The organism is Flavobacterium sp., from assembly GCF_027484205.1.
Lineage (GTDB): Bacteria > Bacteroidota > Bacteroidia > Flavobacteriales > Flavobacteriaceae > Flavobacterium.
The window spans coordinates 240,488-254,482 of the sequence record NZ_JAIXUB010000001.1 but is presented as its reverse complement, the minus strand read 5'-3'; the positions used below and the strand labels follow the sequence as shown (position 1 = coordinate 254,482).

The window sequence follows — 13,995 nt, the reverse complement described above, 5'->3', positions numbered from 1 at the left end:
TATATGCAGAAATTCACAATAGGAAATCAAGTTATAGAATATGAAGTAAAGCGGGGTATCGTCCTCGATAATCAAGGCAATCTTGAAACTTCTGTCAGAAGCCATAAAGACAGGGATGGATATGTTACAGGCATATCGACACACTCTACCCATCATCAAAAAGTTTATTTACAAGGCGCAGACGAAAAACCGTTTGCCATTGATTTAAGAAATTGGGATATGCCTGCACTAGCAGGGCATGAACTTATCTTTATATGGGCACAAAGTCCTTATAAACAAAACTATGCTCTTGGATATAACAAGACAATGGATGAATTACTTGAGGTCAATCAACCAGAGGGATATTTCAGCCGTCCCGCAGGAAGTGCGGGGTGCTTGATTGTTATTTTCGGTTTCATCGGGGCGGTTACGTTGTCTTTCTTTTTTTATGATGCAACGAAAAGCGAGGATTATGGCTGGGTTGGTTTCATTCTCGGGATGGGTGTGATGGGGTTACTCTTATACAGCGTCATGTCTAAGCTGAATACGGCGAAACGAAACGGACAAAAATTTAAAGAGAAAATCTTTCAGATTTTTACTGAGAATAGAGGTTAATTTATACTTTCTAAATACCACGCAATAACCTTAATTTTGAGTTAGGTTATTATAAGCCGCCCCTATCGGGGCGGCTTATTTTTTTGATTAATACTCACTAGGTAGCAGAATGACGTTATTTACAAAAAAGATGCGGATTTCTTGAAGCGGGAAATCTGTATATTCTATCTTTTTGCTAAAAACGATGTTGTTGTTACCATCATCGCAAGTCAGAACTGCGGTGCTTTTTTCAAGGTCAACACTTAACGTCCAAGTCTGAAATTCTTCTTTCCTGATGTTCTGTTGCATTTGATTAAAGGCGATTTCATCGATAAGCCAGTATGCGCCTGCTTTTTCGGCAAGGTATTGAATACCGTCGGTATAAAGGACGGTTCTTGCAATCGGGTGGCGATACCAGTTTTCTGTGCCTGTAAATTGTGCGAGGTCTGTTTTTGTGATTGTGTCTTTCATAATTTAACTCCTTTTGTTTAATGCCTCCACCGTGGAGGACGGGGCAAAAAAGGAGAAAAGACATAGGACAAAAGTCACCACCAACACGGGAGCGAAGCGAATGGAGCGGGCAGCGTGATTGACTGCCGGACGGCTTTTATCAACTTGCGCCAGTACTCCCATCGAGTAAGGTATTAAGGAGTGTTTTGAGAGAAAATAAAAAAACAGGTCACCAGTTGGAGTCCTCTTTTACGGAAAAAAATATCGGGGTACAAGTCGGGGTATAAAAGAAATCAGAATTGTGATTTTCTATTTAAAAACAGTAGTATGCATAATATATAATGGTGCTACCCAGGGAGCCAAAATTTTTCCATAAATAATAATCGTTAAACTCAGTTAATGCTAAAAAGCATTGCAATACATGGCTTTTTGACTCATCATCACTCATCGTTAATTACCACTAAATACCCTTAAATAACGAAAGTCTGGGGTATTTTTCTGGGGTATGAATTTTTCATGATGGGGTACAAATGAGCCTTACCGATATAAAATGCAAGGGCGCTAAGCCTAAGATCAAATCTTATAAGTTAACGGATAGCGCAGGGCTGTTCCTTTTGATTATGCCAAATGGTGCAAAATATTGGAGATTTAAATATCATTTTGGGAAAAAAGAGAAGTTACTTGCTTTAGGTGTTTATCCAGATGTTTCTTTAGCTGAAGCCCGTGACAAAGCTTATCAAGCTAAAAAGCAGTTAAAAGAGCATATAGACCCGTCTGAGGCGAAAAAAGAACTGCGACGAGAAGCTATTAAATCGGCACTCAATCCCTTCAAGGATGTTGCTCTGGCGTGGATGGCGACAAAGAGAGAGGAATGGACGCCCAAATACTATAAGACTGTCGAAAGACGGATGGATAATGACATTTTTCCTTACATCGGCGACAGACCTATATCAAAAATCGAAACTGTCGATTTGTATCTGGTCATTAAAAAAATTGAAGCCAGAGGTGCTTTGCATCTTATTAAAAAGATGCGGCAGTACTGCGGTCAGGTTTTTACTTATGCAATGCTTCTTGGTCTTTGCCAACAAAACCCTGCGCTGAACCTACAACGTGCATTCAAGACACGTAAGACGAAACACCATGCCGCTATCGAGGCGAGCGAAATACCACAGTTTTTAAATGACCTTACGGCTAACGGAAATCGGCTTTATCCTCGAACGGTTCGCGCCGTTCGCTTATCACTTTTGACGTTTGTGCGTCCAAACGAATTAAGGAAAGCCAAATGGGCTGATATGGATTTTGAAAAGATGGAATGGAGATTGCCCGCGGAAGTCATGAAATCCCGCCGTGATTTTATTGTTCCCTTATCAAAACAGGCTGTTCTTCTCCTTAAAGAGCAAAAGCTTGAAACAGGGCGTTTTGCTACCGAGTATGTTTTTCCGCATCAGCTCCGAGTAAAAGAGCCTATGTCAAACGGAACTGTCTTACATGCGATTTATCGACTTAATATGAAGGACAAAATGACCGCGCACGGTTTTAGAGCGTTAGCGCGTACCGCCATAAGAGAAGAGTTAGGTTTTGATGCAGATGTGATTGAAATTCAATTGGCGCATAAACCGACCAATTCATTAGGTGAAGCCTATGACAGAGCAAAGTTTCTTATTCAAAGAAAAGACATGATGCAGAAATGGGCTGATTATCTAGACAAGATTTATCTTGAGTATCTAAATAAGAAGTTACTGGACAATAATTTACTTGAGGTCGTTGCTCCAAGTTCAGATGACGAAACTTTATTAAACAACGTAGGTTAAAAAAAGTAATTTTTTATCTGTGTAATAACTCGGTTGTTTAACCGAGCTTATTTGTTGTGGATAAATCAAAATAAATCCTTTGAATTTTGAATATCACGATATATTAAAATTATAGGCTGTAGGGAGTGCAGTCTAACAACTAAGAATAGTATTCAATAAGGGGTGAAAATGCCAAATATGGGGAAAGTGTGCAACGAAGACCCGTTGCTCGACCGCAAAGAAGCGGCAAAATATCTAGGTCTGAGAAACTCAAATACTCTTGCTGTATGGGATAGTACAGGTCGGTATGACCTCAAGCCCGTTAAAATCGGTGCAAGGATGGTTCGTTACAGAAAATCAATCCTTGATGCGTTTCTGTTGAAAAAGCAAAACGCCTAAACCTAAGCTTCAGACTTAATCAATCATCATCAATCTAAAAAGAGGATGTCTCTATGAACATAGAACAAGCCAACGCTCTTTCCTTGCCTGAAATCCTGCAAAAAATCGGTTGCGTACCAGTTAAGGACAAAGGCAATGACCTTTGGTATCTCTCACCATTCCGAGAAGAAAAAACCGCTAGTTTCCACATCAATACCATCAAAAACGTCTGGTACGATTTCGGCTCTGACCGAGGCGGGGACGTTATTAACTTTGCTCAATCCTATCTACAAAGCCAAGGCGAAGACTACACGCCTGCCGATGCTTTGCGTTGGGTCAATAATATGATGCTTTCTCCAGTGTCGATTTTATACGTGCCGAGAGATAAGCCGAAAGAAACAAAAGCAACTCTGACTTTAAGCACGGTTTTCGAGTTGGAGCATAAAGGGCTGATTAATTACCTTGAATCAAGACGTATCTCTTTGGCTCTCGCCAAGAAGTATCTAAAAGAAGTTGTCGTCAATAACAACAATACAGGCAAAAAGTTTCACGCTATCGGTTGGCAGACGGTAAGTGAGGGCTACGAAGTCCGAAACAAAGTCTTTAAGGGCTGCATCGGGTCAAAAAGCATTTCTTTTATCAGAGGGAAACAAGTACCCGCCGTTGAAATCCATGTTTTCGAGGGCATCATGGATTTTCTTTCTGCTGTGTCTGAGCAAAAGGGACAGCAATTTGTGGGCGATGCCATCATTCTTAATTCTGTGAGCTGCCTGCCCCAAGCTTTCCCTTATATCAAGAACTATCATTACCGAAGCCTTTATACATGGCTTGACAATGATACGGCAGGATTATTGGCAACGCAGGCTTTGAAAGAGCTTGCTGAAAAGGAAGGGAACATGACTTTTCAAGCCATGAATAAAAGCTATTCGCCGCATAAAGACGTTAACGCTTGGCACATGGACAAACCGAAAGTGTAAGAAAAAACACTTAAAAATAATCTCTTTAACATTGAAAGGAAAATGAATGTCTCAATTGAGAGCGGACTTTTTGCGCGTTGCGGAAGTTGAACTTGTCTATAAAAGCCAAGTCAAACCATCCGATAGAATGAAAATAACGACTTCCAATGATGCCTTTAAACTTCTTTACGATACGTGGGACGATGGCAAACTTGAATTGCAAGAACAGTTCAGGGTTTTGCTCCTCGATCGTAAAAATAGCTGTTTGGGTGTCTCGACAATTGCAACAGGCGGCGTTTCTGAATGTATGGTTGATGCAAAAATTCTGTTTGCAACGGCACTAAAAGCGAGGGCAAGCGGAATTATTTTGTCGCATAATCACCCATCAGGAAATAAGCAATTCAGCGATAGTGACCTGAAACTGACTAAAAAGTTTATCGAAGCGGCAAAATTATTTGATATTTCTATTCTTGACCATATCGTCGTTACGCAAGACGGATATGCGTCAATGGCAGATGAGGGAAGACTTAACAATCTCGACTGTCCTTTTTAGGTTGTTGTACCTATGTTGTACCAAATGTAAAAGGGCTTACAGATAAACTCTGTAAGCCCTTTATTTACTTGTAGCGAGAGGGAGATTTGAACTCCCGACCTCAGGGTTATGAATCCTGCGCTCTAACCAACTGAGCTACCTCGCCAGTAGTCAGTGCATCCTTGAATGCGGGTGCAAATATAAGACTAATATAACATTGTCCAAATAATAAATTAAAAAAAAATATTTTTTTTCTTGACTGCTTTTTTAAATAAAAATTATATATTTCGCAAAAATTAGAATATGTCACTAAAAGTACGTTACGAAATAGAATTTCCTATAAATTCTTCACCTCAATTGCTGTATCAATACATATCAACTCCTTCTGGATTACAGGAATGGTTTGCTGATACCGTAAATTCTAGAGGAGAATTTTTTACCTTTGAATGGGATGATACAGAGGAACATGCACGCCTTGCTTCAAAAAAAACAGGTGAAAAAGTAAAGTTCAAATGGATTGACGATAATAAAAAAGATACTGAATTCTATTTTGAATTGAGAATTTTAGAAGATGAAATAACAAAAGATGTTTCTTTGATGGTTGTAGATTTTGCTATCGAAGAAGAATTAGACGAGTCCAAACAACTTTGGGAAAATCAAGTTTCCGATTTAAAACATGTTATTGGTTCTGTTTAGAAATCATTTTTAAAACTTATATTTGTCTCGTTTTTAACGGGACTTTTTTATGATTAATTATAACGGCGAAATTCAATCTTCAGACACTACTTTGTCTAATTCAAATAGAGGTTTTTTATATGGTGATGGTGTTTTTGAAACGCTAAAGATTGTTAATAATAGAATCTTATTTATTGAAGATCATTATTTTAGATTAATGGCTTCCATGCGAATTGTAAGGATGCAAATTCCTGGTAATTTTACTTTAGAATATCTTGAGGAACAAGTTTTAAATTTGGCGAAAGCTAACAATTGTGAAAACTCAGCTCGTGTAAGATTCACCGTTTTTAGAAACGATGGCGGATTTTATCTTCCACAAACCAGAACTGTTTCGTTTTTAATTCAAGTTTCACCATTAAAAGAAACCCATTATTCCTTTTCTGATGCCATGTATGAAGTAGATTTGTACAAAGATTTTTACATCACAAAGCAATTACTTTCTACAATTAAAACTACCAATAAGATGATAAATATAACAGGTAGTATTTTTACCGATGAAAATGATTTGCAAAATTGTTTGCTTCTAAATAATGAAAAAAATGTTGTCGAAGCATTAAATGGAAATCTATTTATGTTGATTGGAAATCAATTGATTACACCGTCTATTGAAGACGGTTGTTTGAATGGAATTATGAGAAAACAAGTGCTTCAAGTGGCAAGAAAAATTGAGAATCTTGAAGTTTTAGAGCAACCAATTTCTCCTTTCGATTTGCAAAAAGCGGATGAATTGTTTATTACCAATGTAATTACAGGAATTCAACCCATTACAAAATATCGTAAAAAAGAATATAATAGCGATTTGTCCAGAACTGTATTAGAAAAAATAAATGCTTTAATTTAGTATTGGGTTTTCTGGAGCATTTGACCAAATTATATATTCACCACCAAGTTCAATTATTTTTTCTTTCCAAAATTGTTTAGAAGATTTTTTTAAAATTGATGATTCATAAGTGTTTGAAAAAATTATCCATGAATTTCCTTGTAATTCTTCTTCAAGTTGATTAGCACTCCAACCAGTATATCCTAAGAAAAATCGAATGTCTTCTTTATTGATTTTTCCTTCGTTGATTAAGTTTTTAGTCAATTCAAAATCGCCACCCCAAAAAATTCCATTAGAAATTTCAATACTATTTGTAATAAGTTCAGGAATTGTATGGATGAAGTATAAATTGTCTTGTTCAACTGGACCACCATTATATATAACAAATGAAGATTCAATATCAGGAATTAAATCGTTGATAGTATATTCAAGAGGTTTGTTCAAAATAAAACCAACGGAACCTTCTTCGTTATGATCAGCTAATAAAATAACAGATCTATTGAAAGATAGATCGCCAATTATTGATGGTTCGGCTATTAAAAGTTGACCTTTTTGCAATTTTTCTGATGTCATTTTGACGCAATTTTAACTAAAAGTACGAATAAAAGTTTTAAAACCAAATTTTATAGCAAAAAAAAACCATTCGATAAACGAATGGTTTTCTATATCAAAAATAAACTAGATTAGTTTACAGAACCTTCTAAGTCTGCTCCAGCTTTAAATTTTACTACATTTTTAGCAGCGATTTTGATAGTTTTTCCTGTTTGAGGATTTCTTCCGTCTCTTGCAGCTCTTTTAGATACTGACCATGATCCGAAACCTACTAAAGAAACTCTTCCACCTTTTTTCAAAGTTGATCCTACGTTTCCTAAAAATGATTCTAAAGCTAATTTTGCAGCTGCTTTTGTAATTCCTGCGTCAGCAGCAATAGCATCGATTAATTCTGATTTGTTCATAATAATAGTTATTAATTGTTGGTTAAACTTTTTTGTTAATCAAAACAAATTTAGTAGAAATTACAGACTACACAAGTGATGCATGTCATTTTTAGTCATTTTGTTGATAACTCGTGCTGTTTGTTAATAAAAGTAAAGGTTTTGAACAAAAAAATCTTATTTTTTCAATGATTGCAATACTTTACACCGCTTTTGCGTTGATAGAAAATGATATTCCGTTTAACAATTCGAAGCTTTTCATTCTCTTTTTTCCAGGAAACTGTAGGCTTAGTATTTCTAAAAAACCATTGTTAACAGCAATTTTGATTTCTTTCTTAGTTGTAATGATGCTTCCAACTTCTAAATTATGTGATTCTTCAATCAATTTTGCGTCATATAATTTTACATTCCATTCTTCAGTTCCGTCTTTAAAAAAACACCAAGCATTCGGATATGGAGATAATCCTCTAATTAAGTTGTAAATTTCAACACCTGTTTTCGAAAAATCAATTTTACAATTGTCTTTATTTAACTTGTAAGCCGTTTTAATCTCTGAAGAATCTGTTTGAATTGTAGTAACAACATTTCCTTTTTCTATCAAAGCTAATGTTTCAATTACAGCTTCACTTCCAATTGACTTTAATCTATCATGCAATTCTCCAGCATTTTCAGTTGAAGAAATTGGAGTTTCTTTACTTAAAATCATGGCACCAGTATCGATTTTATCATCAATAAAAAAAGTGGTTACACCTGTTTTAGTTTCGCCATTTATAATTGCCCAATTAATTGGAGCGGCGCCACGATAATTAGGTAGGAGTGATGCATGCAAATTAAAGGTTCCCAATGATGGCATTTTCCAAACTACTTCAGGTAACATTCTAAAAGCAACGACAACTTGTAAATTAGCATTCAAACTTTTCAATTCTGCTAAAAAACTTTCGTCTTTTAAATTGGTGGGTTGCAATAAATGTAAATTATTTTCTAAAGCATATTCCTTTACGGCAGAATATTTAATTTTTTGTCCGCGACCTGCTGGTTTGTCGGCTGCGGTTATCACTCCAACAACCTCGTAGTTATTTTTAATTATGGTATCCAAAATGCCAACAGCAAATTCTGGAGTTCCCATAAATACAATTCTTAATTTTTCCATTATGATTTTATCGAATATAAATTATTTGGCTTAACAATAATACTATCGTTTTCCATTAAATTTTGAAGTGCAAAGATAATATCGTCTTTTGGATATTTAGTCAACTTTTGAATATCTCTCGAACTCATTTCTTGAATTTTCAGTAAACCAATTATTTTTTCAGATAGTGTTGAAGTATCTAACTTGTTCTTCTTTTTGGAAATACAATAGGAGCAAACACCACAATCTTTTTTTATTGTTTCTCCAAAATATTCTAAAAGTAACTTACTCTTACACGTTTTTTCTTCCTTTATATAATGTAATACCGATTTTAATTGTTCGGTTTTTAAATGGTTTTGAGCTTCAAGGTATTTTACAACTCGGCTTATTGTTCGTTCATCTTCTCGAACTTCATTTAATGTCAGCGTTGCGTCATTGTTTTTGGCATGCAATTCAATAACTTGTTTTTCATTTAACTTATGAAGTATGGCTAAAACCTTTTTTTCATCACAATTAGATTTTTTTGCAATTAAAGAGATGTTTATTGCCGATTGAGATTCATAAATTCCTGGATTGGTTCGTAAAATGGTTAAAATAACTTCTTCATCTTGTGGATTCAAACTCATGTAACGAATCACTTCTTTAGATGAGATTATAAATTGCAAGGTGATTTTCTCAGTAAATTCTTGAGATAAACTGATGATGCCTTGTCCGTCTAAAAATTGTAAAGCATTGTAAACTTTTAAAACAGGAAAATTATATTTCGTGCAAAAATGATTGATGTTAAAACTAAATTTCTCGTCAATTCCCTCGCCATATGCAATTTGGAAATAGTTGCAAAGTTTTACAAAGACTAAATTTAAAAAGGCTTTGTCTGACAAAATACTCATGAATTGCGACTCAACATGAATCACATCAGAAGGATTGGTTAGTAAGACCGCAAATGCTTTTTCTCCATTTCTTCCTGCTCGTCCAGCTTCTTGATAATAGTTTTCGAGATTGGGTGGAATGTGTAAATGAATCACAGTTTTTACATTCGCTTTATCAATTCCCATTCCAAAAGCGTTAGTGGCAACCATTATTTGAACTTTCTCGTCCATCCAAAATTTCATGTGATTTTCTTTATCTTTAGAAGACAAACCTCCATGATAATAAGTTGCCGAAAATCCCATGGATTCCAATTGTTTAACGGTTTCCGAACAGGATTTTCTATTGGTAACATATATAATTGATGGTTGTGGATTTTTCTTCAAAATTTGTTCCATCAAATGCAATTTATCTTCTACATTAAAAACCATGTACGCCAAATTTTCTCTAGCAAATGATTTTATAAAAATCGAAGGATTGTCAAGTTGTAATTGTGTGATGATATCTTCCTGAACTCGTTTTGTTGCTGAAGCGGTTAATGCTAAAAAAGCCACTTTAGGGAAAAATTCTTTAAGTTTAGAAATCTTTAAATATGCTGGTCTAAAATCGTGTCCCCATTGCGATACACAATGTGCTTCGTCAATTGCGATTAAATTTATAGGAAGACTTTTTATGCGTTCTAAAATCCAATCGCTTTGCAATCTTTCAGGTGATAAATAAAGGAATTTATAGTTTCCATATTGGCAATTGTCAAGTAAGTCTATGATTTCATCTGATGCAATTCCGCCAGTTAATGCAATGGCTTTAATTCCTTTGTTTTGCAGGTTTTGAACTTGGTCTTTCATCAAAGCAATTAAAGGTGAAATGACTAAGCAAATGCCATCCATCATCATTGCTGGAACTTGAAAAGTAATTGATTTTCCGCCACCAGTTGGCATTAATCCAAAGGTATCTTTTCCTGCTAAAACAGAAGCAATTATATCTTCTTGCGGAGTTCTAAACGCATCGTGATTCCAGTATTTTTGAAGGATTTCTAATGGTTTAGACATTGTATTCAATTACGAATTTAAAATTAGGAATATTTAGTAAAAGTAATAAAAACAATAAACATAATTAGGTTTATAGATTTTTTGAATAAAGCGATTGTGACTTGGAAATTGAAATTGGCGTTTCTATAAAATAATTTAATTGCCAATTTTGTGTTTGTTCTGCTTGTTTATTTTCAGTTTTATCCCATGAAGGGTAAACTCTAAATCCTAGTTTTCCTTTTTTAGACTTACTTTGAAGATATCCTTTTTCTTCTAAAACAGTTTTAGGGAATACAAATTGTCCAAAGTTATTTGGTGTTTCACAATTAATAATTATAAAATCAAAGTTGTCTTCTGAAGAAAACGACTGAATTGGTTTATCTTCTATACGTTTCCATAAAGTAACGAATTGACCAATTTTGGTTGGTGTAATTTTAGATTTTCGAAAAATAATTTTTGAATTGTTGAGTTCAAATTGAGCAGCGCAATACTCTTGACTTTCTTTTTCTATAATTAGATTATGGATTTTTAAATCCAATTTTTCAAAAACTAAGCTTGAAGTTTTTTCTAGTTCTTGAAGCGTCATTTATTGTAATGATTGTAAAATATAATTTGTACGTTCTTCAACCGTTCCTTTTGGAACTTCGATTAAGTTGTAACCGTATTTTTCATAAGTTTCTACAAGATGATTGTAGATTAATTTGGCTTGTTCGTAGTTTTCATAACGCTCGTCATCGCTAACGTATATTTCTTCCCATGGTGGAAGGATGAAAATTCTATCATAATTATGGTCGCGACAAGCTTGATCAAAAAACGAAGGATAACTATCGCCAATGTAATGCATGTAAGCCAAAACATCAGGAATTCCTCTGTCTAGGAAAACTGTTTTGTGAGGTTCGTTTTTGGCATTTTGGTATTGCTTTTTTCTTCCTTCGAGTAGTAACTCGCTGAAAAGTAGTGGTTTTTCTAAAAAAAGTTGTTCGATACCTTGTTTTTGTGCTTCGCTAATAATTTCGCGCGATACCTCAGGATAACAACAATATCCTTTTGATAATAAATTATCAATAATAGTTGTTTTTCCTGTTCCTGGACCGCCAATAATAACTACAATTTCTTTTTCCAAAATTTTTGAAATAAGGCGCAAATTTATTGAAATGTTTTAGATAATCGAGGTTGTTTTGTAATTTTATTTTCTATTCGATACAATTACAAATTAGCCCTGATTGAAGTGGTATCTCGTCTTTTGGGACGAGATAGAACAAAAAGCAGGAATATGGAAACCTAAAAAACCCAAACGATTCGCTCCTAAAAAAAACTAAAAACTAAACAAATTGTAATATCAAAAATGTATATTTGCGTTTATTTTAATTTCAAGAATGGATAAGAAGACGGAAGAATTTTACATTCGGCTAAAGGAAGAATTGAGTAATACTTCTGAGTGGCCAACAGAATACCTTTACAAATTTATTGTGCCAACAGATGCTAGAAAAATTGAGGAAGTTGAAAATGCTTTTGATAATATGGGCGCAGTAATAAAAACACATCAATCTAAAGCAGGAAAATATACAAGTGTTTCTATCAATGTAATGATGGAATCTCCAGCCGATGTGGTTGAGAAATACATAGAAGTTTCTTCAATTGAAGGGATAATTTCATTTTAATATGGTACCAAAATACATAAAAGAAAATGCTAACGATGTAGTATTCAATTTAGAATACAATGCAGAACGTCCGCATTTAATCATACCAGAATATGGTCGTCATTTGCAAAAATTGATTGACTTAGCTGTGGCGATTGAAGACAAAACGGAACGTAACAAAGCAGCAAAATACATCATTCAGGTAATGGGAAGTTTAAATCCGCATTTGCGTGATGTTCCAGATTTTCAGCACAAATTGTGGGATCAAATTTTTATTATGTCCGATTTTAAATTAGATGTAGAATCACCTTATCCAATTCCGACGCGTGATGTAATCAATTTGAAACCAGAGCGATTAGCATATCCACAAAAAAATCCGAAGTATCGCTTCTATGGTAATAATATCAAGTACATGATAGAAGTTGCCAACAAATGGGAAGAAGGCGAAATGAAAAGTGCTTTGGTAAAAGTTATTGCTAATCACATGAAAAAGTCTTATTTGAGTTGGAATAAAGATACTGTAACTGATGCCGTAATTTTCGAACATTTATTCGAATTGTCTGACGGAAGAATCAATCTAACAGGAAGCGAAGAAGAACTTTCGACTACAAATGATTTGATTAGAACTAATAAGAAAGTTTCGAACAAATCACAATTGCAACAAAAAAACATGAAAATTCAAGGGTTCAAAAAACCTATTCCAGGTAAAAAACCTTTTATAAAAAATAATAATAATCCAAAACCTTAATTTGTATACTGTATATTGTAAAATTGTAAATCGATTTTACAGTACACATTATACAATTTTACATTATACAGAAAAAAAATGGGAACTTTTCAAATTGAAGGAGGCATTAGACTAAAAGGTGATGTTACACCACAAGGAGCAAAAAATGAAGCATTGCAAGTTTTATGTCCTGCTTTATTAACATCAGAAAAAGTTAGAGTAACAAATATTCCAGATATTATTGATGTAAATAAATTAATTACATTATTAGGAAATTTAGGAGTTAAAATCCAAAAAAATGGTCCGGGCGATTATACTTTTCAAGCCGATGAAGTAAATGTTGATTATTTAAAAACAGAAGCTTTCAAGAAAGAAGGCGGAAGTTTGAGAGGTTCAATTATGATTGTTGGTCCACTTTTAGCTCGTTTTGGATGCGGTTATATTCCAAAACCTGGTGGCGATAAAATTGGAAGAAGAAGATTAGATACACACTTTGAAGGATTCATAAATCTTGGTGCAAAATTCCGTTATGAAAGAGAAGACCATTTTTATGGTGTTGAAGTTGAAGGAAGATTGAAAGGTGCTTATATGTTACTTGATGAAGCTTCTGTAACAGGAACTGCTAATATAGTTATGGCAGCCGTTTTAGCTGAAGGAACAACAACAATTTACAACGCAGCTTGTGAGCCTTACTTGCAACAATTGTGTAAAATGTTGAATTCTATGGGTGCTAAAATTAGCGGAGTAGGCTCTAATTTACTAACTATAGAAGGAGTTGAAAGTCTTGGCGGATGCGAGCACAGAATTCTTCCGGATATGATTGAAATTGGTTCTTGGATTGGTCTTGCGGCGATGACAAGAAGTGAAATTACTATTAAAAATGTATCTTGGGATAATTTAGGTGTGATTCCGAGTGTGTTTAGAAAATTAGGAATTACGCTTGAAAGACGCGGTGACGATATTTATATTCCAACACATGAAAATTACGAAGTAAAAACGGATATTGATGGTTCTATTTTGACTATTGCCGATGCGCCATGGCCAGGATTTACACCAGATTTACTAAGTATTGTATTAGTAGTAGCTACGCAGGCAAATGGAGATGTGTTGATTCATCAAAAAATGTTTGAAAGTCGTTTATTTTTCGTTGATAAATTGATTGATATGGGTGCCAAAATTATGTTATGTGATCCGCACAGAGCTGTGGTTATGGGACATAATTTCCAATCGCAATTGAAAGCAACGGTTATGAGTTCACCAGATATTAGAGCAGGAATTTCGTTATTAATTGCTGCACTTTCTGCCAAAGGAACTTCAACTATTCAAAATATTGAGCAAATTGATAGAGGTTACGAAAGAATTGACGAACGATTGAGAGCGCTTGGTGCTAATATTGTTAGAGTTTAATAAATATTAATATTGGATATTTTAAATC

The 13,995-nt window shown here is 34.5% G+C and carries 16 protein-coding genes and 1 tRNA gene; 9 read left to right on the top strand and 8 right to left on the bottom strand.

Going from position 1 to position 13,995, the window contains the following annotated elements:
* The first annotated feature begins 3 nt into the window (after window positions 1-3).
* Complete coding sequence (locus Q0049_RS01130) at window positions 4-594, top strand: hypothetical protein (RefSeq protein WP_298115525.1); 591 nt, start codon at window positions 4-6, stop codon at window positions 592-594.
* Between the two features lie 87 nt (window positions 595-681).
* Here the strand turns inward: Q0049_RS01130 and Q0049_RS01125 are convergent, their stop codons facing one another.
* Entirely contained in the window at window positions 682-1,044 is a 363-nt protein-coding gene (locus Q0049_RS01125) for a DUF6876 family protein (RefSeq protein ID WP_298115522.1), read from the bottom strand.
* Between the two features lie 509 nt (window positions 1,045-1,553).
* On the opposite strand from Q0049_RS01125, the gene Q0049_RS01120 reads away from it, so the two are divergent.
* From Q0049_RS01120 to Q0049_RS01110, 3 genes are all read left to right on the top strand, one after another.
* Entirely contained in the window at window positions 1,554-2,834 is a 1,281-nt protein-coding gene (locus tag Q0049_RS01120) for an integrase arm-type DNA-binding domain-containing protein (protein ID WP_298115519.1), read from the top strand.
* A 431-nt stretch (window positions 2,835-3,265) separates the two neighbouring features.
* Entirely contained in the window at window positions 3,266-4,168 is a 903-nt protein-coding gene (locus Q0049_RS01115) for a toprim domain-containing protein (protein WP_298115516.1), read from the top strand.
* A gap of 46 nt (window positions 4,169-4,214) precedes the next feature.
* Entirely contained in the window at window positions 4,215-4,700 is a 486-nt protein-coding gene (locus tag Q0049_RS01110) for a JAB domain-containing protein (RefSeq protein WP_298115514.1), read from the top strand.
* 71 nt (window positions 4,701-4,771) lie between these two features.
* Here Q0049_RS01110 and Q0049_RS01105 read toward each other — a convergent pair.
* A tRNA-Met gene (locus Q0049_RS01105) sits at window positions 4,772-4,845 on the bottom strand.
* Between the two features lie 137 nt (window positions 4,846-4,982).
* On the opposite strand from Q0049_RS01105, the gene Q0049_RS01100 reads away from it, so the two are divergent.
* Both Q0049_RS01100 and Q0049_RS01095 read left to right on the top strand, forming a co-directional pair.
* Window positions 4,983-5,375, top strand: coding sequence for an START-like domain-containing protein (locus Q0049_RS01100; RefSeq protein WP_298115511.1), 393 nt, complete (start codon window positions 4,983-4,985; stop codon window positions 5,373-5,375).
* 49 nt (window positions 5,376-5,424) lie between these two features.
* Complete coding sequence (locus Q0049_RS01095) at window positions 5,425-6,255, top strand: aminotransferase class IV (protein ID WP_298115508.1); 831 nt, start codon at window positions 5,425-5,427, stop codon at window positions 6,253-6,255.
* Here Q0049_RS01095 and Q0049_RS01090 read toward each other — a convergent pair.
* From Q0049_RS01090 to Q0049_RS01065, 6 genes are all read right to left on the bottom strand, one after another.
* Complete coding sequence (locus Q0049_RS01090; protein WP_298115505.1) at window positions 6,247-6,807, bottom strand: YqgE/AlgH family protein; 561 nt, start codon at window positions 6,805-6,807, stop codon at window positions 6,247-6,249. The genes Q0049_RS01095 and Q0049_RS01090 overlap by 9 nt on opposite strands.
* Before the next feature lie 110 nt (window positions 6,808-6,917).
* Window positions 6,918-7,190, bottom strand: coding sequence for an HU family DNA-binding protein (locus Q0049_RS01085; protein ID WP_298115502.1), 273 nt, complete (start codon window positions 7,188-7,190; stop codon window positions 6,918-6,920).
* Window positions 7,191-7,371: 181 nt separating this feature from the next.
* On the bottom strand, window positions 7,372-8,319 hold the full coding sequence (gene fmt / locus Q0049_RS01080) for a methionyl-tRNA formyltransferase (protein WP_298115499.1): 948 nt from the start codon (window positions 8,317-8,319) through the stop codon (window positions 7,372-7,374).
* Window positions 8,319-10,214, bottom strand: coding sequence for an ATP-dependent DNA helicase RecQ (locus Q0049_RS01075; RefSeq protein WP_298115496.1), 1,896 nt, complete (start codon window positions 10,212-10,214; stop codon window positions 8,319-8,321). The genes fmt and Q0049_RS01075 overlap by 1 nt, the downstream gene beginning before the upstream one ends.
* Before the next feature lie 70 nt (window positions 10,215-10,284).
* Window positions 10,285-10,779 carry a MepB family protein gene (locus Q0049_RS01070; protein ID WP_298115492.1) on the bottom strand — a complete coding sequence of 165 codons (495 nt, stop codon included), beginning with the start codon at window positions 10,777-10,779 and terminating at the stop codon, window positions 10,285-10,287.
* Entirely contained in the window at window positions 10,780-11,316 is a 537-nt protein-coding gene (locus Q0049_RS01065) for an ATP-binding protein (protein ID WP_298115489.1), read from the bottom strand.
* Between the two features lie 253 nt (window positions 11,317-11,569).
* Between Q0049_RS01065 and Q0049_RS01060 the strand changes: the two genes are divergently transcribed.
* The 3 genes from Q0049_RS01060 to murA all read left to right on the top strand — a co-directional run bounded on the left by Q0049_RS01060 (window position 11,570) and on the right by murA (window position 13,967).
* Window positions 11,570-11,854 (top strand): DUF493 family protein, encoded by a 285-nt coding sequence (locus Q0049_RS01060; protein WP_298115486.1) that lies wholly within the window; start codon window positions 11,570-11,572, stop codon window positions 11,852-11,854.
* 1 nt (window position 11,855) lies between these two features.
* Complete coding sequence (locus tag Q0049_RS01055) at window positions 11,856-12,581, top strand: DUF4290 domain-containing protein (protein WP_298115484.1); 726 nt, start codon at window positions 11,856-11,858, stop codon at window positions 12,579-12,581.
* 78 nt (window positions 12,582-12,659) lie between these two features.
* Window positions 12,660-13,967, top strand: coding sequence for a UDP-N-acetylglucosamine 1-carboxyvinyltransferase (gene murA, locus Q0049_RS01050; RefSeq protein ID WP_298115481.1), 1,308 nt, complete (start codon window positions 12,660-12,662; stop codon window positions 13,965-13,967).
* The last annotated feature ends 28 nt before the right edge of the window (window positions 13,968-13,995 follow it).